Genomic DNA, 17,999 nt, shown 5'->3' on the forward strand with positions numbered 1-17,999 from the left:
GAGGAGTGTGACCGCTGTGTCCCGATACGCCGGGACGCCGTTGCCGGATCGTTCCCCCGGAGGCTGGGGCGCTACCCCGTCACCCCGTACCCTTGGGTTTGTGTTCCGAAGCCGTTCCAAGGATGAGCAGGCCGCCACCGTCAAGGTGTCCGCGGACCAGCCGCAGCAGCCCCGTAACCCGCAGGCGCCCAAGGGCCGCCCCACGCCCAAGCGCAGCGAGGCCCAGTCCCAGCGCCGCAGCCTGGCGAAGACGCCGGCCAACCGCAAGGACGCCACCAAACGTCAGCGGGAGGCCCGCCGCGCCGATCTCGCCCGGCAGCGCGAGGCGCTGGCCAGCGGCGACGAGCGCTATCTGCCGGCCCGTGACAAGGGTCCGGTGCGGCGCTTCGCCCGTGACTTCGTGGACTCGCGGTTCGTGATCGCGGAGTTCTTCCTGCCGCTCGCGGTGGTCATCCTCGTCCTCAGCATGATCCGGGCCGGCGCCATGCAGAGCTATGTGCTGCTGCTGTGGATGGTCGTCATCCTCCTGATCGTGCTCAACTCCATCGTCATCGGCTTCCAGCTGAAGCGGCAGCTGCGCAAGCGGTTCCCCGACGAGAATCTGCGCGGCGCGGTGGCGTACGCCCTGATGCGTACCCTCCAGATGCGCCGCCTGCGGCTCCCCAAGCCGCAGGTCAAGCGCGGAGAGCGGCCCTGAGCGGCCAACCTTCCGGCTTTGCCGGCGGGGCGGCCGGCTGGCTCAGCCGCCTCGGGGGCTTACGGAACACGCTCCGGCAGGCGCTGGTCGCCCGCCAGCTCGATGAGCAGATCACCACGCGCTATCCGGTCGGACAGCGGCTGCGGGTCCTCGACGTCGGCCTCGGCCAGGGCACCCAGGCCCTGCGGCTGGCCCGCGCGGGCCATGAGGTGACCGGTCTGGAGTCCGACCCCACGATGCTGGAGGCGGTCCGCGCCGCGCTCGCCGACGAGCCCGAGGGCATCCGCAAGCGGGTCCGGCTGATCGAGGGCGACGGCCGGGACGCCGGTGCGCACTTCCTGCCGGGCGCCTTCGATGTGGTGCTCTGCCACGGCGTGCTGATGTACGTATCCGAACCGGATCCGCTGCTCGCCGGTCTCGCCCGGGTGCTCGCGCCCGGCGGTCTGCTCTCGCTGCTCGTACGGAACGCCGACGCGCTCGCCATGCGGCCCGGCCTCGCCGGGGACTGGGACACGGCGCTCAGCGCCTTCGACTCCCCCGCGTACACCAACCGGATCGGGCTGCGGGTACGCGCCGACCGGCGCGAAGAGCTGACCACGACCCTGACCGCGATCGGCGCCCCGCTGCTGGTACGGCGTGCGGGTCTTCACCGACCAGGCCCCGAGCACCGAGCCGCCCCCGCCGTCCCCCGAGTGGGACCGGCTGCTGGCGGCCGAGGAGCGGGCCGGGCGTACCGATCCGTATCGCGCGGTGGCGGCCCTGCTGCATCTGTGCGGGGTGCGCGGCTGACGGGGTGGCGGCGGCCTGCCGCCACCCCGCCGTGGGTCTACTCCGCCCGCAGACTCATCGGGCCGTAGATCTTCGAACCGTCCTCGAACAGGATCACCTGCTCCGCCCCTCCGTCGAGGAGCGCCCTCCACTCCTCACCGATCCACGACTCCGCGTCCCCCTGGGTCGGGAACTCCTCCGGCTGTACCGCGGGCTTCGTCTCCGTCCCGTCGGACTTCTCGAATCGCCATGTCCACGCCATGTTCGCCTCCTCCATCCCGCCGGTCCACACGTGATATCTGCCCGCAGCCTAGGCGACTGATCACTCCGTACGGGGTGGCCCCGCGCGACCGGCCCGGGCGGACGCGAGACGATCGGGACGTGGAACTCACTCTTCTGGGCACCGGGGCCCCCGACGGGCTGCCGCGCCACGGCTGTCCCTGCGCGGCCTGCGCCACCGCCGTCGGCGACGAGGCGCGCGCCGCGACGGCACTCCTGATCGACGGCGCGCTGCTGCTCGACCTCACCCCCGGGGCCGCCTTCGCCGCCGCGCGGGCCGGGTACTCGCTGGTCGGCGTGCGGCAGGTCCTCCTGTCGCATCCGCACGCGGGCCCGGCCGTCGAGTTCCCCGCCGGCCTGCCCGCGCCGGGGCGGGTACCGGACGGCCGTGAGCTGTCCCTGATCAGCGGCCACCGGGTGCGGGCCGTCGCGCTGGACTCCCCCGGCACGGGCTATGCGGTCACCGGGCCCGACGGCACCCGCCTCCTGTACCTCCCGCCGGGCGCCGCCCCCGCGGGCCTCCCCGACCTCGCCGAGCCGTACGACATGGTCCTGCTCGACGTCCTCGGCCGCCCCGACGCCCTGGCCCGCCTCCGCGCGTCCGGCGCCGTGGGCGCCACCACCGACGTTCTGGCCGTCCACCTCGACCACACCGTCCCGCCCGGCCGCGAACTCCACCGCCGCCTCGCCACAGCGGGCGCCCGGGCCGTCCCGGACGGACAGACGGTGATCGTGGGCGAGTACCACGCGGTGCCGGATCTGCCACGGCGCACCCTCGTGCTGGGCGGTGCGCGCTCCGGAAAATCCCTCGAGGCGGAACGGCGGCTCGCCGCCTTCCCCGACGTCCTGTACGTCGCCACCGGCGGCACCCGCGACGGCGACCCCGAATGGGCCGCCCGCATCGCCGCCCACCGCGACCGCCGCCCCGGTTCCTGGCGCACCACCGAAACCTGCGACCTGGCGCCCCTCCTGGCGGACGACGGCCCGCCCCTGCTCATCGACTGCCTGGCCCTGTGGCTCACCGACGCGATGGACTCCGTCGGTGCCTGGGACGACGACAAATGGACCCACGGCGGCGAACGCGCCCTCCACGAGCGCGTCGCCGCCCTCGTCACCGCCCTCCGCGCCACGCCCCGCACGGTGGTGGCGGTCAGCAACGAGGTCGGCGCGGGCGTCGTTCCCGCCACCGCCGCCGGCCGCCGGTTCCGCGACGAACTGGGCCGCCTGAATGCGGCGTTCGCCGCCGAGTGCGAACAGGTTCTCCTCGTCGTGGCCGGCCAGCCGTTGCCGCTTCGCGGCTAGGTTCGTGGCGGGCCGGGTGCCGGGAAGGCTGAGTGCCGGCCTCGGCCCGGCCCCCCGCACGCCCTCCGGGCGCGTCCTCAATCGCCGGACGGCTGGATTTTCCCCGCACCCCGCCCGGTAGGGTTCGGCGCGTGAGTGGTCTGAATCTCGATGACTTCGTCGACCTGATCGAGCGCCCCGACGGCGGCATCCGGCGCGACGCCGAGGAGCGCCGGGAGCGGCTCGTGGCGCCGCCCGGTGCGCTCGGAAGGCTGGACGAGCTGGGCGAGTGGCTGGCCGCCGCTCAGCAGCGGGTACCGGTCAAGCCCATCGAGCAGCCCCGCGTCCTCCTCTTCGCGGGCGACCACGGCGTCGCCGACCTCGGCGTCTCCGCCCGCCCCGCCAAGAGCGCCCACCGCCTCGTACGCGCCGCGCTCGACGGCGAGAGCCCCGCCGCGATCCTCGCCCGCCGCCTCGATGCCCCCGTCCGCGTCATCGACATGGCGCTCGACTGCGACCCGGCCGAGCTCCCCGACGAGGTCACCCGCCACCGGGTGCGCCGTGGCTCGGGCCGGCTCGACATCGAGGACGCGCTCACCCCCGAAGAGGCCGAACAAGCCTTCCGCACCGGTATGGCCATCGCCGACGAGGAGGCCGACGCGGGCACCGATCTCCTCGTCCTCGGCGATCTCAGCGTCGGCGGCACGACCGCCGCGGCGACGCTGATCGCCGCGCTGTGCGGTACGGACGCGTCCGTGGTGACGGGCCGCGGCGGGGCCGGTATCGACGACCTGGCGTGGATGCGCAAGTGCGCGGCGATCCGCGACGGGCTGCGCCGGGCGCGCCCGGTGCTCGGCGATCAGCTCCAGCTGCTGGGCACCGTCGGCGGGGCCGACCTCGCCGCGATCACGGGCTTCCTGCTCCAGAGCGCCGTCCGCCGTACCCCGGTGATCCTCGACGGAGTCGTCTCGGCGGCGTGCGCGCTGGTCGGGCAGCGGGTGGCGTTCCGCGCGCCGGACTGGTGGCTGGCCGGTCAGGCCAGCGGTGAGCCGGGGCAGGAGAAGGCGCTGGACCGGATCGCACTCACCCCGCTGCTCGACCACGGCGTCACTGTGGGCGAGGGGACCGGGGCGCTGCTCGCCCTGCCCCTGGTGCAGGCGGCCGCGGCCCTGGCGGCGGAGCTGCCCGAACGTGACGACTGACCATTCCGGACATAAGGCGTACATCCGCCCGGACTGCCGGTTACCGCCTCATCCCTCATATGCTCAACCCTGATGGGAGAGGAAGAGGTCCACGTGCTCCGGCAACCCGCACATCTCAAGGACACCTGGTCACCGCGCGCCGCCGCGTTCACCGTCTGGTACCTCCGCACCGTCGCCTTCATCAATCTCCTCGGCGCGGTGTGGGTGTCGTTCGGCAATGACATCAAGCGGCACAACGTCGACGAGTACTTCACCCCGTACCTCCTCACCGCGGGCTTCTTCTCCGGCGCCCTCTCGATATTCCTGGCGATCACCATGCGCCGGCACAAGCGCGCGGCCTGGATCCTCAACCTCGTGCTCGGCACGTTGACCCTGGCCCTGCTCGCCGTCGCGATGACCTGGCCCCCGGCCCGGCGCCATCCACAGAACTGGATCTCGCTGGTGCTCACCGCGGCGTTCGTCGGCGCGCTGCTCATCGGGCGCCGGGAGTTCTACGCCAAGGGCGACCGTTCGAACCCCCGGCTGGCGGCGGCCGTGGCCGTCGGCGGGCTGTTGATCGGCTCCCTGCTCGCCGCCGGACTGGTCACGGTCACCAACACCGCGCCCGACGACTACCGCTCCAGCTTCCTGGACCGCTGGCACTACGGGGTGCTGCGGCTGATCTCACTGGCGACGGTGGAGGGCCACTTCCAGGGGATCTCGACGCCCGGCTGGGCCAACGTGATCATCAACATCATGAGCACGGCCCTGCTGCTGCTCGTCCTGTACGCGGCCTTCCGCTCCCGCCGCGCCGTCGACCCGATCTCCCCGGACGACGAGAGCCGGCTGCGCGCGCTGCTGGACCGGCACGGGGAACGCGACTCGCTCGGCTACTTCGCGCTGCGCCACGACAAGAGCGCCGTATGGTCGCCGTCCGGCAAGTCGGCCGTGACGTACCGGGTGGTGGGCGGGGTGTCACTGGCCTCCGGGGACCCGCTCGGCGACCTCGAGGCATGGCCGGGCGCGATCGACCAATGGCTGGCCGAGGCGCGTGAACACGGCTGGATCCCGGCGGTCATGGGCGCGAGCGAGGAGGGCGGCACGGTCTACGCCCGGCATGGCCTGGACGCGCTCGAACTCGGCGACGAGGCGCTCGTCGACACCGAGGAGTTCACCCTGGAGGGGCGCGCGATGCGCACCGTCCGCCAGGCGTACAACCGGGTCAAACGGGCCGGTTACACGGTCTCCATCCGCCGCCACGAGGACATCCCCGAGGCGGAGATGGCCGAGCTGCTGCGGCTCGCCGACGACTGGCGCGACGGCGAGACCGAGCGCGGCTTCTCCATGGCGCTCGGCCGGCTCGGCGATCCATGCGACGGCCGCTGCGTCATGCTCGTGAGCACGGACGGGGAGGGCCGGCCGCGGGCGCTGCTCAGCTTTGTTCCCTGGGGCCCGCACGGGCTGTCGCTCGATCTGATGCGGCGGGACCGGGACTCCGAGAACGGGCTGGTGGAGTTCATGGTGCTGGAGCTGATCCAGCGCGCGAAGGAGGTCGGCGTCGACCAGATCTCGCTGAACTTCGCGATGTTCCGGTCCGTCTTCGAGCGCGGGTCGCGGCTCGGCGCCGGCCCCGTACTACGGCTGTGGCGCTCACTGCTCAGCTTCTTCTCCCGCTGGTGGCAGATCGAGTCGCTCTACCGCGCCAACGCCAAGTACCGGCCCATCTGGGAGCCCCGCTATCTGCTCTTCGAGAAGAGCACCGATCTGCCGCGGATCGGCATCGCCAGCGCCCGCGCGGAGGGGTTCCTGGAGGCGCCCGGACTGCCGAAGTGGCTGAACCGCAAGCACCTGGAGAGCACGGCGCCCCGGGCGGACCGCGAACGCGTCGACAGCTGAGGCCTTGTCAGGACTCGGTGAACCCGCCGATCCAGTCCTGAAGCCGCCGTCGCACCCGGTTCCAGCGCGCATCATGGCGCTCGGCGCGGGTCCGCGCCTTCGCCCTGGCCCGGGCCCGCCGACGGTAGAAGCGCCGGGCCCACGGCGATCCGGGGCGCGCCAGCCGTACGGCGCCGACGATCGCCACGACGGGCACCAGCACCCCGAGCACCGCGATCCGCAGCTTGCCATTGACCAGCGCGAACAGGGCGAACGCGAAGTTGATGACGATCTCCGCGGCCACGACCCCGCGGTTGCCGCGCTCGGCGGCGGACACCTCGTTCACCCCGAATGGCAGAAAGCCGCTGAGCAGCAGGGCGACCAGCGACGCGGTGATCACGACGACCTCGACGCTCTGGCGCCCCTGCTCGGACCAGTACACATCGTGCAGATGGAGAATCAGCGCGAACTCATCGAGCACCAGCCCCGCGCCCACCCCGAAGAGCACCGCCGAGATCCCCGCCCCGATGCCCTGCCGTCCGCTGGCGACCGCGCCGAACCCGCCGATGACGGTCAGGACGACGCCCGGGACGACATGGTGGATGTGCACGCCACCGGGGGTGATGTTGCGGAACGGGCCCTTACCCGCCTTGATCATCCGGGTGATGGTCCGCGTGATCACGAACGAGAGGATGAACGAGGCCAGAGCCAGGAGCAGCGGCAGCTTGCCGGGCTCGATGATGTTCCGCTCCAACCAGTGGCCCATGGCCTCTCAGGGTGCGCGATACCCTGCGGCGCGATGGACACCACGCCGGAGCAGTCCCCCGAACTCCAACCGCCGCAACCCGACCATCCGCCACGCCCCCCGCACGCCCCGCGCGCGTCCTGGGGCGACGGGATCCGCTTCGCCTTCGGCACGCTGACGGTTCTCCCCGTACGGGTGGCGCGCTGGGACCGGGAGGCGGCGCGCGCCGGAATGCTGTGCGCCCCGCTTGCCGGGCTCGTCGTCGGGCTGTGCGCGGGCGCGGTGGGCGGGGCGCTGCTGTTCCTCGGCGCCGGCGCGCTGCTCGCGGCGGTCGCCACGGTCGGCGTACCCGCCGTACTGACCCGCGGCCTCCACCTCGACGGACTCGCCGACACCGCCGACGGGCTCGGCAGCGGTAAACCGGCCGAGGACGCGCTGCGCATCATGAAGCGGTCGGACATCGGGCCGTTCGGTGTCATCACGCTGCTGCTCGTCCTGCTCGCCCAGGTGGCGGCGCTGGCCCAGCTGTACGGGTCGGGCTGGGCGCACGGCGCGATAGCGGCGGCCGTATCCGCCCTCGCCGCACGCTGCGCCCTGACCCTCGCGGCCCGCGAGGGGGTCCCGGCGGCGCGTCCGGAGGGGCTCGGCGCCGCCGTGGCGGGGGCCGTGCCGGTGCGGTCCGCGGGTGTCGTGGCGGCGGCGGCCGTGGCGGTGTGCGCGGCGCCGGCCCTGCCGCTGGGCCCGTACGCCGCCCTCCACCACGCCCTCGCCGCCGTCGCCGCCCTGACCGCCGCCGAACTCCTCCTCCGCCACTGCCGCCACCGCCTCGCCGGGGTGACGGGCGATGTCTTCGGCGCCCTCGCCGAAACGGCCACTACGGCGGCCCTGGTGGCTCTGACCCTCGGCTGAAGCCGCAGGCTGTCGAGCCCCGGGTGGCGCCGGTGGCCCCGGTGGCCCGGCGAGTGAGCCGAAGGGGCGCGATGCGGTCAAGCTCGCGTGGGACCTCCGGCTGGGGGCACCTCCCAGCGGTAGCTGGGGGCGAGCCGAAGGGGCGCGCCGCTGTCGAAAGGGAGAGCGCGCGCAGGCCGCGAGGAACGAGTGGCCGAGCACGGTCGACCGTCGACAGGGGGCACCCCCGGCCGAAGGCTGGGGGAGGCTGAAGCGCCCCGGAGGCGAACCGAGCCCCGAAAAAAGGGGGGCCGAGCACGGTCGACCGTCGACAGGGGCTTCAGCGCCCCGGAGGCGAACCGAGCCCTGAAAAGGGAAGAGGCATACGATGCCGACGGGCGCGGCCGACCCGGCCCGCGCCTCGCGGGCACGACACACACCCAACGTCGGCCGACGAACTACCGGAAGAGGGACCCGACCACTGTGACTGTACTGACTCTCAGCACCTCCTCCGCCGCGACGCTGCGCGCGGACGCCGTCGTCGTCGGCGTGGCGAAGGGGGCCAAGGGCCCCGTCGTCGCCGTCGGCGCCGAGGCCGTGGACAAGGCGTTCGGCGGGAAGCTGGCCGCCACCCTGGAGACGCTCGGCGCGACCGGCGCCGAGGATGAGGTGACCAAGCTGCCCGCCGCGTCCGGCCTCAAGGCCCCGGTCGTGCTGGCGGTCGGGCTGGGCGAGGTCCCGGCCAAGGGCGACGGTTACGACGCGGAGACGCTGCGCCGGGCGGCGGGCGCGGCGGCCCGTGCGCTGGCCGGTTCGAAGAAGGGCGCGTTCGCGCTGCCGGTCGAGGACGCGGCGGGCGCCGCCGCGGTCGCGGAGGGCGCGCTGCTCGGCGCGTACACGTACGACAAGGGCAACGGCAACGGCGCCAAGGACGACAAGAAGAAGAACAACGGCCCCCTCGCCGAGGTGGTCCTGCTCGGCGGCAAGCCGCGCGACAAGGCGTACAAGGCGGCGGCGGAGCGCGCCACGGCCCTGGTCGCCGAGGTGAACCGCGCCCGCGACCTGATCAACACCCCCGCCAACCTCCTCAACCCGGCCTCCTTCGCGGCCGCCGCGGTGAAGGCCGCGAAGGAGCACGGCCTGAAGACCGAGGTGCTGGACGAGACGGCGCTGAAGAAGGGCGGGTACGGCGGCATTGTCGGCGTGGGCCAGGGCTCGGAGGCCCCGCCGCGGCTGGTGCGGATCACGTACACCCACCCGAAGGCCGAGAAGACGCTCGCTCTGATCGGCAAGGGCATCACCTATGACTCGGGTGGTATCTCCCTCAAGCCGGCGGGCCACAACGAGACGATGAAGTGCGACATGAGCGGCGCCGCCGCCGTGTTCGCGGCGATCGTGACCGCTGCCAAGCTGGGGCTGCGGGTCAATCTGACCGGCTGGCTGGCGCTGGCGGAGAACATGCCGTCGGGCTCGGCCATCCGCCCCGGCGATGTGCTGTCGATGTACGGCGGCAAGACCGTCGAGGTGCTGAACACCGACGCCGAGGGGCGGCTGGTGCTGGCCGACGCGATCACCCGCGCCTGCGAGGAGAAGCCGGACGCGATCGTGGACGTGGCGACGCTGACCGGCGCGATGGTCCTCGCGCTGGGCACCCGCACGTTCGGGATCATGTCGAACGACGAGGCGTTCCGCACCGCGCTCCACGAGACCGCGGAGGAGGCCGGCGAGCCGTCGTGGCCGATGCCGCTGCCGACGCATCTGCGGAAGAGCATGGACTCGCCGGTCGCCGATCTGGCGAACATGGGCGAGCGGATGGGTGGCGGTCTGGTCGCCGGTCTCTTCCTGAAGGAGTTCGTCGAGGACGGCACCACCTGGGGCCACCTGGACATCGCGGGTCCGGCGTTCAATGACTGCGGTCCGTTCGGCTACACCCCCAAGGGCGGCACGGGCAGCGCGGTCCGCACCCTGGTGCGGCTCGCCGAGCGCACCGCTGCGGGCGATCTCGGCTGAGCCGTGGGCCGGAAGTCCCGCCGATTTCACCGTCAACGAAATCGGCGGGGCCCCGCTTACCGGCTACGCAGGAGTAACCCCTGAACCGGGGTCTGGAGATATCTCACACAGCGGCCCCGCGTCCCGCCCACTGTCAACAAGTGCGAAGATGTTGTCCCGGCAGGGCCCCCGACACCAGGGCCGAAGCAAGAAGCGGCCGAACACCAGCCGCCGCCCGGTCAACCGAACGGCCGGCCCCGGCGCACCATGCATGGAGGACGTGACGTGGCGAACGACGCCAGCACCGTTTTCGACCTAGTGATCCTCGGAGGCGGTAGCGGCGGTTACGCCGCTGCCCTGCGCGCGGCGCAGCTGGGTCTGGACGTCGCCCTGATCGAGAAGGACAAGCTGGGCGGCACCTGCCTGCACCGCGGCTGCATCCCCACCAAGGCCCTGCTGCACGCCGGTGAACTCGCCGACCAGGCCCGCGAGGGCTCGGAATTCGGTGTGAAGACCACCTTCGAGGGCATCGACATCGAGGGTGTGCACAAGTACAAGGACGGCGTGGTCTCGGGCCTGTACAAGGGTCTGCAGGGTCTGATCGCGTCCCGCAAGGTCACCTATGTGACGGGTGAGGGCCGGCTGTCCTCCCCGACCTCGGTCGATGTGAACGGTCAGCGCTACACCGGCCGCCACATCCTGCTGGCCACCGGCTCGGTGCCGAAGTCCCTGCCGGGCCTGGAGATCGACGGCAACCGGGTCATCTCCTCCGACCACGCGCTGGTGCTCGACCGCGTGCCGAAGTCCGCGGTCGTGCTGGGCGGCGGCGTCATCGGCGTCGAGTTCGCCTCCGCGTGGAAGTCCTTCGGGGCCGACATCACCATCGTCGAGGCGCTTCCCCATCTCGTCCCGGTCGAGGACGAGAACAGCTCCAAGCTGCTGGAGCGCGCCTTCCGCAAGCGCGGCATCAACTTCTCCCTCGGCTCCCGCTTCTCGGGCGTCGAGTACACCGCCGACGGCGTCAAGGTCTCGCTGGAGAACGGCAAGACCTTCGAGGCCGAGCTGCTGCTCGTGGCCGTCGGCCGTGGCCCCGTCTCGCAGGGCCTGGGCTACGAGGAGGCCGGGGTCGCCATGGACCGCGGCTATGTTCTCGTCGACGAATACATGCAGACCAACGTCCCGACCGTCTCCGCCGTCGGCGACCTGGTCCCCACCCTCCAGCTGGCCCACGTCGGCTTCGCCGAGGGCATGCTGGTGGCCGAGCGGCTGGCGGGCCAGAACCCGGTTCCGATCGACTACGACGGCGTGCCGCGGGTGACGTACTGCCACCCCGAGGTCGCCTCCGTCGGCATCACCGAGGCCAAGGCCAAGGAGCTGTACGGCGCCGACAAGGTCGTCGCCCTGAAGTACAACCTCGCGGGCAACGGCAAGAGCAAGATCCTGAAGACCGCGGGCGAGATCAAGCTCGTCCAGGTCCGGGACGGTGCCGTCGTCGGCGTCCACATGGTCGGTGACCGTATGGGCGAGCAGGTCGGCGAGGCTCAGCTGATTTACAACTGGGAGGCGCTGCCGGCCGAGGTCGCGCAGCTCGTCCACGCCCACCCCACGCAGAACGAGGCGCTCGGCGAGGCCCACCTCGCGCTGGCCGGCAAGCCGCTGCACTCCCACGACTAATCACCCCGAGCGCGAACATTCCGCACAGATCGTTAAGGAGCAACCGAAAACCATGGCGGTTTCCGTAACCCTGCCGGCGCTCGGCGAGAGCGTGACCGAGGGCACCGTCACCCGCTGGCTCAAGGCCGAAGGTGAGCGCGTCGAGGCCGACGAGCCGCTGCTCGAAGTCTCGACCGACAAGGTCGACACCGAGATCCCGGCCCCCTCCGCCGGTGTGCTGACGTCCATCAAGGTGGCCGAGGACGAGACGGTGGAGGTCGGCGCCGAGCTGGCCGTCATCGACGACGGCGAGGGCGCCCCCGCGGCCGCCCCCGCCCCGGCTGCCGAGCCCGCTCCGGCGGCCCGGCCCGAGCCCACCCCGGCCCCCGCCGCCGAGGCCCCGGCCCCGGCCCCGGCCCCGGCTCCCGAGCCGGCCGCGGCCGCTCCGGCCGGTGGCGCCGAGGGCACCGATGTCGTCCTGCCCGCGCTGGGCGAGTCGGTGACCGAGGGCACCGTCACCCGGTGGCTCAAGGAGGTCGGTGACTCGGTCGAGGCCGACGAGCCGCTGCTCGAAGTCTCCACCGACAAGGTCGACACCGAGATCCCGGCCCCGGCCGCGGGCACCCTGCTCGAGATCCTGGTCGGCGAGGACGAGACCGCCGAGGTCGGCGCCAAGCTCGCCGTGATCGGCACAGCCGCTCAGGGAGCCGCCGCGCCCGCCCCGGCCGCTCCGGCTCCGGCCCAGGAGGCTCCGGCCCCCGAGCCGGTCCAGGAGGCCCCGGCCCCGCAGGCCCCGAGCGCCCCGGCGCCGCAGGCCGCCACCCCGGAGCCGGTCGCCCCCGAGCCGGCCCCGGCCGCTCCGGCGCCCGCCCCGGCTCCGGCCGCCCCGGCCCCGTCCGCGGTCATCCCGGCTCCGACGGCCCCCGAGGCCGAAGGCGCGTACGTGACCCCGCTGGTGCGCAAGCTCGCCGCCGAGAACGGCGTGGACCTGTCCACTGTCAAGGGCACCGGCGTCGGTGGCCGGATCCGCAAGCAGGACGTCATCGCCGCCGCCGAGGCCGCCAAGGCCGCGGCCCAGGCGCAGGCGCAGGCCCCGGCCGCCGCTGCCGCGCCGAAGGCCGCCCCGCAGGCGGTGTCCCCGCTGCGCGGCCAGACGGTGAAGATGCCGCGGATGCGCAAGGTCATCGGCGACAACATGATGAAGGCGCTGCACAGCCAGGCGCAGCTGACCAGCGTGGTCGAGGTGGATGTCACCAAGGTCATGCGGCTGCGCGCCCAGGCCAAGGAGGCGTTCGCGCAGCGTGAGGGCGTCAAGCTCTCGCCGATGCCGTTCTTCGTGAAGGCCGCCGTCCAGGCGCTGAAGGCCCACCCGGCCGTCAACGCCCGGATCAACGACGACGACACCATCACGTACTTCGACGTCGAGAACGTCGGTATCGCGGTGGACACGGAGAAGGGCCTGATGACCCCGGTCATCAAGAACGCGGGTGACCTCAACATCGCCGGCCTCGCCAGGAAGACGGCGGAGCTGGCGGGCAAGGTCCGCTCCAGCAAGATCACCCCGGACGAGGTGTCCGGCGCCACCTTCACGATCAGCAACACCGGCTCGCGCGGTGCGCTGTTCGACACGATCATCGTGCCGCCGAACCAGGTCGCCATCCTGGGCATCGGCGCGACCGTCAAGCGCCCGGTGGTCATCGACCACCCGGAGCTCGGCGAGACCATCGCGGTGCGCGACATGACGTACGTGGCGCTCTCCTACGACCACCGCCTGGTGGACGGCGCCGACGCGGCCCGCTACCTGACGGCCGTCAAGGAGATCCTGGAGGCCGGCGAGTTCGAGGTCGACCTCGGTCTCTGAGACCTTTGAGGCACCACTGCCGCGCCCCGCACGGGCAACCGTGCGGGGCGCGGTTTTCGCTGCCGCGATAATGGCTGCTGTCCACCGCCGGTCCCGAAGGAGCGCCCCATGGCCCCGCCCGTCGTCCACTCGCTGCGCGAGCAGATCCGCGAGCACATCGTGGAGGGGATCGTCAGCGGGCGGTGGAAGCCGGGCGAGCGGATCGTGGAGCGGCGGATCGCGACGGAGCTGGAGGTCAGCCAGACGCCCGTCCGGGAGGCGCTGCGTGAGCTGGAGTCGCTGCGGCTGATCGAGTCGGCCCCCAACAAGGGCGTGAGGGTGCGCAATCTGACCGCCGCCGACCTTGAGGAGATCTATCCGGTACGGGCCGGTCTTGAGCAGATAGCCGCGGAGCTGGCGGCGCCCCGGCTGGCCGAGGACACCTCCGCACTGGAGCCCGAGGTGCGGGCGCTGTACGCGGCGGACCGCGCGGCGGACGGGGAGGCCCAGGTCCGGCACACCGTGGCCTTCCACCGGGAGTTGGTGCGGGCGTCGGGCAACAGCGTGCTGCTGCATACCTGGGAGTCGCTGGGCATCGAGATCTGGACGACCCTGTCCATCCGCTGGCTGGGCACGGTGCAGCAGTCGTACGCCGAGGAGCACCAGGCGGTCGTGGACGCGTTCCGGCAGCGGGATCCGCAGGTGGGTGAACTGGTCAAGGAGCACGTTCTCGGCTGTGCACCGCGTGCCTAGTTTCGCGGCACGGAATGCCAATTTCGGCTACCGGAGGAGTTTTTTCTTCCCGGGCTTTGATCGATCATCGATCAGAACTTACAGTCGCTCCATGACCGATCTCGCAAGCACGCGGCCGAGCGCGCTCGACCAGCTCCCGGACCGTGACCCCGAGGAGACCGCCGAATGGGCCGCCTCCCTGGATGCCGTCGCCCAGGCGGCCGGATCGCATCGCGCCTCGTATCTCATGCGCCGCACCCTGGAGCGCGCCGAGAGCGCCGGGCTCGCCCTGCCGCCCCTGCTGGAGACGGACTACGTCAACACCATTCCGACCGCCGCGGAGCCCGTCTTCCCCGGTGACGAGGAGATGGAGCGCCGCATCACCGCCTGGAACCGGTGGAACGCGGCGGCGATGGTCACCCGCGGCAGCCGGGACGGCCTCGGCGGCCACATCGCCACCTTCGCCTCCGCCGCCTGGCTCTACGAGACGGGCTTCCAGCACTTCTTCCGCGGCAAGGAGACGGGGGGCACCTCCCGGTCGAAGACTGGGGGAGGCAGCGGCGACCAGCTCTACATCCAGGGCCACGCCTCCCCCGGCATCTACGCCCGCGCCTTCCTCGACGGCCGGCTGACCGAGCGCCACCTGGACAACTTCCGCCGCGAGGCGGGCGACAGCAATGTTTACGGGCTGCCCTCCTACCCGCACCCGCGCCGCATGCCGTGGCTGTGGGAGTTCCCCACCGTCTCGATGGGCCTCGGCCCGATCTCCGCGGTCTACCAGGCCCGGTTCAACCGCTACCTGGCCGGACGCGGCATCAAGGACACCGCGGGCTCCCACGTCTGGGCCTTCCTCGGCGACGGCGAGATGGACGAGCCCGAATCGACCGCCGCGCTCGCCCTGGCGGGGCGCGAGGGCCTGGACAATCTGACCTTCGTCATCAACTGCAATCTGCAGCGCCTCGACGGCCCGGTGCGCGCCAACTTCAAGATCGTGCAGGAGCTTGAGGCGCAGTTCCGCGCGGCGGGCTGGAATGTCGTCAAGTCGCTGTGGGGCTCGGCCTGGGACGAGCTGTTCGCGATGGACACCTCGGGCGCGCTGGTGCGCCGGCTGCGCGAGGTCCCGGACGGCCAGTTCCAGACGTACGCGACCCGCGACGCCGCCTACATCCGCGAGCACTTCTTCGGCGCCGACCCGGCCCTCGCCCGGCTGGCCCAGGGCCTGACGGACGCCAAGCTCACCGAGTGTTTCCACACCTCCCGGGCCGGCCATGAGCCGCGCAAGGTGTACGCGGCGTACCGCGCGGCCGTCGAGCACAAGGGCGCGCCGACCGTCGTCCTCGCCCAGACCGTCAAGGGCTGGACGCTCGGCCCCGGCTTCGAGTCGCGCAACGCCAACCACCAGATGAAGAAGCTGACGGGCAAGGAGTTCCGCGCCATGCGCGACCTCCTGGAGCTCCCCATCCCGGACAGCCAGCTGGACGACGCCCTCGTCCCGTACGTCCACCCCGGCCCCGACTCCCCCGAGGTGCGCTACCTCCAGGAGCGCCGCGCGGCCCTCGGCGGCCCCGCCCCGGCCCGTAAGGTCCACCCGGTGGCCCTGCCGGAGCCGTCCGCGAAGCCCTTCGAGGCGCTCGCCAAGGGCTCCGGCAGCCAGGAGATCGCCACCACCATGGCCTTCGTCCGGCTGGTCAAGGATCTGATGCGGGACAAGGAGACCGGGCGGCGCTGGGTGCCGATCGTGCCCGACGAGGCGCGGACCTTCGGCATGGAGTCGCTGTTCCCGACCGCCGGGATCTACTCCCCGCTCGGCCAGACCTATGACCCGGTCGACCGCGATCAGCTCCTGCACTACAAGGAGGCGGCGAACGGCCAGATCCTCAACGAGGGCATCACCGAGGCCGGTTCGATGGCCGACTTCACGGCCGCCGCGACGTCGTACGCGACGCACGGCGAGCCGATGATCCCCTTCTACATCTTCTATTCGATGTTCGGCTGGCAGCGCACCGCCGACCAGATGTGGGCGCTCGCCGACCAGCTCGGCCGCGGCTTCCTGATCGGCGCCACGGCCGGCCGTACGACGATGACCGGCGAGGGCCTGCAGCACGCCGACGGCCACTCCCATCTGATCGCCTCCACCAACCCGGCGGCGGTCGCCTACGACCCGGCGTTCGCCTACGAGGTCGGTGTGATCGTGCGGGACGGGCTGCGGCGGATGTACGGCCCGCGGGCCGAGGACGTCTTCTACTACCTGACGGTCTACAACGAGACCAAGGTGCAGCCGCCGATGCCGCAGCGCGAGGGCGTCGAGGAAGGCATCCTCAAGGGCCTGTACCGCTACCAGGAGGCGACCGCCCCGGCCGCCGGCTCCCCCCGTATCCAGCTGCTCGCCTCCGGCACCGCCATCCACTGGGTGCTGGAGGCCCAGAAACTCCTCGCCGATGACTGGGGCGTGGCCGCCGACGTGTGGTCCGCCACCTCCTGGAGCGAGCTGCGCCGCGATGCCCTGTCCTGTGACGCGGCGCAGCTCAACGGCGAAGACCGGGTCCCGTACGTCACCCGTGCCCTGGCCGGCGCACCGGGCCCGGTCCTCGCCGTCAGCGACTGGATGCGCGCGGTCCCCGACCAGATCAGCCAGTGGGTCGAGCAGGGCTGGTCCTCGCTGGGCACCGACGGCTTCGGCCTCTCCGACACCCGTGAGGCCGCCCGCCGCCACTTCGGCGTGGACGCTCCGGCCATTGTGGTGGCCGCGCTGACCCGTCTCGCCCAGCGGGGCGGGGTCAAGCGGACGGCGCCGCAGGAAGCCGCGAAGCGGTACGGAATCTGAGAGGCCGCGTTCTCCCTCGGCGGAGGGGCTGGCCGGTCCAGCCCCTCCGCCGAGTTCTGTGACACCGCCCGGGGAGCCGTGCGCACCCCCGCCGGGGCGAACCCCAGGCCCTGGATCCGCGAGATTTCCGGCCCGTCCCCGGCGCTCGCAGGACCCGGGACGCAGCCCCGGCGGCCCCCAACCAGGCCCGGGGGCGGAGCCCCACGGGGGCCGGGGCTCCGCCCCCGGGCAGCCGCAGCCGGCCGCGCCCCCGGGACGGGCACGGCATCATGGGGCGAGTGCGTGCTGCTCGGCTTATCAAGATGGTGCTGCTGCTCCAGGGTCGGCCCTCGATGACGGGGGCCGAGCTCGCGCGGGAGCTGGAGGTGTCGGAGCGCACCGTCACCCGGGACGCCGCCGCGCTCTCCGAGGCGGGGGTGCCGGTCTACGCGGACCGGGGCCGGGCCGGCGGCTATCGGCTCATCGGCGGCTACCGCACCCGGCTCACCGGTCTTGGCCGGGCGGAGGCCGAGGCGCTGTTCCTGTCGGGCGTGCCGTCCGCGCTGCGCGAGATGGGGCTCGCGGACGCGGCCTCCGCCGCCCGGCTGAAGGTCTCCGCCGCGCTCCTCCCCGAACTGCGCGACGCCTCCCACAGCGTGGCCCAGCGCTTCCATCTCGACGCCCCCGGCTGGTGGCAGGAGCCGCAGACGCCCGAGCTGCTGCCGCTCATCGCCGACGCCGTCTGGGACGATCTGCGGATCACGGTCCGCTACCGCCGCCGGGACACGGAGGTGGAGCGGGAGCTGGAGCCGTACGGGCTCGTGCTCAAGGCGGGCGTCTGGTATCTCGCGGCCCGCGCGGAGGGCGACTTCCGGGTCTACCGGGTGGACCGTTTCGCCGCCGTCGACCCGGCCGGCACCCGCTTCGCCCGGATCGAGGACTTCGATCTGCCCGCCTTCTGGGAGGAGCGCGCGGCTCAGTTCGCCCGCTCGATCCTGCGCGAGAAGGCCGTCGTACGACTGACCCCGGACGGCGCCCGGCGGCTGCCCTACGTGACGGACCGTACGGCGGCCAAGGAGGCCGTCCGCGACGCCGGGGAGCCCGACGGGCAGGGGCGGATCACCGTCACCCTGCCCGTCGAGTCGTACGAGGTCGCGTACGGCCAGCTGCTGGCGCTCGGCCCGGAGGCGGAGGTGCTGGGGCCGCCGGAGCTGCGCGCGCGGTTCGCCGAGGCCGCGCGCCGCGCGGCGCGGCTCTACCGGTAGCGG

The 17,999-nt window shown here is 72.6% G+C and carries 14 protein-coding genes and 1 pseudogene; 12 read left to right on the plus strand and 3 right to left on the minus strand.

Annotated elements, in window-relative coordinates; translation table 11 throughout:
- Window positions 1-100 precede the first annotated feature (100 nt).
- Window positions 101-697, plus strand: coding sequence for a DUF3043 domain-containing protein (locus tag ABZS71_RS08725; protein ID WP_355853816.1), 597 nt, complete (start codon window positions 101-103; stop codon window positions 695-697).
- A 59-nt stretch (window positions 698-756) separates the two neighbouring features.
- On the opposite strand, the gene ABZS71_RS08730 is transcribed toward ABZS71_RS08725, so the two are convergent.
- Complete coding sequence (locus tag ABZS71_RS08730; protein WP_355853845.1) at window positions 757-903, minus strand: hypothetical protein; 147 nt, start codon at window positions 901-903, stop codon at window positions 757-759.
- Between ABZS71_RS08730 and ABZS71_RS08735 the strand changes: the two are divergent.
- A pseudogene (locus tag ABZS71_RS08735) lies at window positions 838-1,486 on the plus strand (methyltransferase domain-containing protein). The gene ABZS71_RS08730 and the pseudogene ABZS71_RS08735 sit on opposite strands and share 66 nt — an antisense overlap.
- Before the next feature lie 37 nt (window positions 1,487-1,523).
- Here ABZS71_RS08735 and ABZS71_RS08740 read toward each other — a convergent pair.
- Window positions 1,524-1,727, minus strand: coding sequence for a hypothetical protein (locus ABZS71_RS08740; protein WP_355853819.1), 204 nt, complete (start codon window positions 1,725-1,727; stop codon window positions 1,524-1,526).
- 119 nt (window positions 1,728-1,846) lie between these two features.
- On the opposite strand from ABZS71_RS08740, the gene ABZS71_RS08745 reads away from it, so the two are divergent.
- The 3 genes from ABZS71_RS08745 to ABZS71_RS08755 all read left to right on the plus strand — a co-directional run bounded on the left by ABZS71_RS08745 (window position 1,847) and on the right by ABZS71_RS08755 (window position 6,102).
- Window positions 1,847-3,046, plus strand: a complete 1,200-nt coding sequence (locus ABZS71_RS08745; protein WP_355853822.1) for a bifunctional adenosylcobinamide kinase/adenosylcobinamide-phosphate guanylyltransferase — start codon at window positions 1,847-1,849, stop codon at window positions 3,044-3,046.
- Window positions 3,047-3,177: 131 nt separating this feature from the next.
- Window positions 3,178-4,227, plus strand: coding sequence for a nicotinate-nucleotide--dimethylbenzimidazole phosphoribosyltransferase (gene cobT / locus ABZS71_RS08750; protein ID WP_355853825.1), 1,050 nt, complete (start codon window positions 3,178-3,180; stop codon window positions 4,225-4,227).
- Window positions 4,228-4,299: 72 nt separating this feature from the next.
- The gene (locus tag ABZS71_RS08755) at window positions 4,300-6,102 is read left to right on the plus strand and encodes a phosphatidylglycerol lysyltransferase domain-containing protein (RefSeq protein ID WP_355853828.1); all 1,803 of its coding nucleotides are present in this window, start codon (window positions 4,300-4,302) and stop codon (window positions 6,100-6,102) included.
- A 7-nt stretch (window positions 6,103-6,109) separates the two neighbouring features.
- On the opposite strand, the gene ABZS71_RS08760 is transcribed toward ABZS71_RS08755, so the two are convergent.
- Window positions 6,110-6,847, minus strand: coding sequence for a hypothetical protein (locus ABZS71_RS08760; protein WP_356208458.1), 738 nt, complete (start codon window positions 6,845-6,847; stop codon window positions 6,110-6,112).
- A 33-nt stretch (window positions 6,848-6,880) separates the two neighbouring features.
- Here ABZS71_RS08760 and ABZS71_RS08765 point away from each other — a divergent pair, with 33 nt between their 5' ends.
- From ABZS71_RS08765 to ABZS71_RS08795, 7 genes are all read left to right on the plus strand, one after another.
- Window positions 6,881-7,735, plus strand: a complete 855-nt coding sequence (locus ABZS71_RS08765; protein ID WP_356208460.1) for an adenosylcobinamide-GDP ribazoletransferase — start codon at window positions 6,881-6,883, stop codon at window positions 7,733-7,735.
- A 462-nt stretch (window positions 7,736-8,197) separates the two neighbouring features.
- The gene (locus tag ABZS71_RS08770; RefSeq protein WP_356208461.1) at window positions 8,198-9,724 is read left to right on the plus strand and encodes a leucyl aminopeptidase; all 1,527 of its coding nucleotides are present in this window, start codon (window positions 8,198-8,200) and stop codon (window positions 9,722-9,724) included.
- A gap of 264 nt (window positions 9,725-9,988) precedes the next feature.
- Complete coding sequence (gene lpdA / locus ABZS71_RS08775) at window positions 9,989-11,377, plus strand: dihydrolipoyl dehydrogenase (protein ID WP_355850135.1); 1,389 nt, start codon at window positions 9,989-9,991, stop codon at window positions 11,375-11,377.
- A gap of 52 nt (window positions 11,378-11,429) precedes the next feature.
- Window positions 11,430-13,217, plus strand: coding sequence for a 2-oxoglutarate dehydrogenase, E2 component, dihydrolipoamide succinyltransferase (gene sucB, locus ABZS71_RS08780; RefSeq protein ID WP_356208463.1), 1,788 nt, complete (start codon window positions 11,430-11,432; stop codon window positions 13,215-13,217).
- 108 nt (window positions 13,218-13,325) lie between these two features.
- Entirely contained in the window at window positions 13,326-13,949 is a 624-nt protein-coding gene (locus ABZS71_RS08785) for a GntR family transcriptional regulator (protein WP_356208465.1), read from the plus strand.
- A gap of 91 nt (window positions 13,950-14,040) precedes the next feature.
- A complete protein-coding gene (aceE, locus tag ABZS71_RS08790) occupies window positions 14,041-16,752 on the plus strand; it encodes a pyruvate dehydrogenase (acetyl-transferring), homodimeric type (protein WP_356208466.1) in 2,712 nt (903 codons plus the stop codon).
- Window positions 16,753-17,030: 278 nt separating this feature from the next.
- Window positions 17,031-17,996, plus strand: a complete 966-nt coding sequence (locus ABZS71_RS08795) for a WYL domain-containing protein (protein WP_356208468.1) — start codon at window positions 17,031-17,033, stop codon at window positions 17,994-17,996.
- The last annotated feature ends 3 nt before the right edge of the window (window positions 17,997-17,999 follow it).

It is taken from the genome of Streptomyces sp. NPDC005393, from assembly GCF_040606675.1.
In the GTDB taxonomy this organism is placed as follows: domain Bacteria; phylum Actinomycetota; class Actinomycetes; order Streptomycetales; family Streptomycetaceae; genus Streptomyces.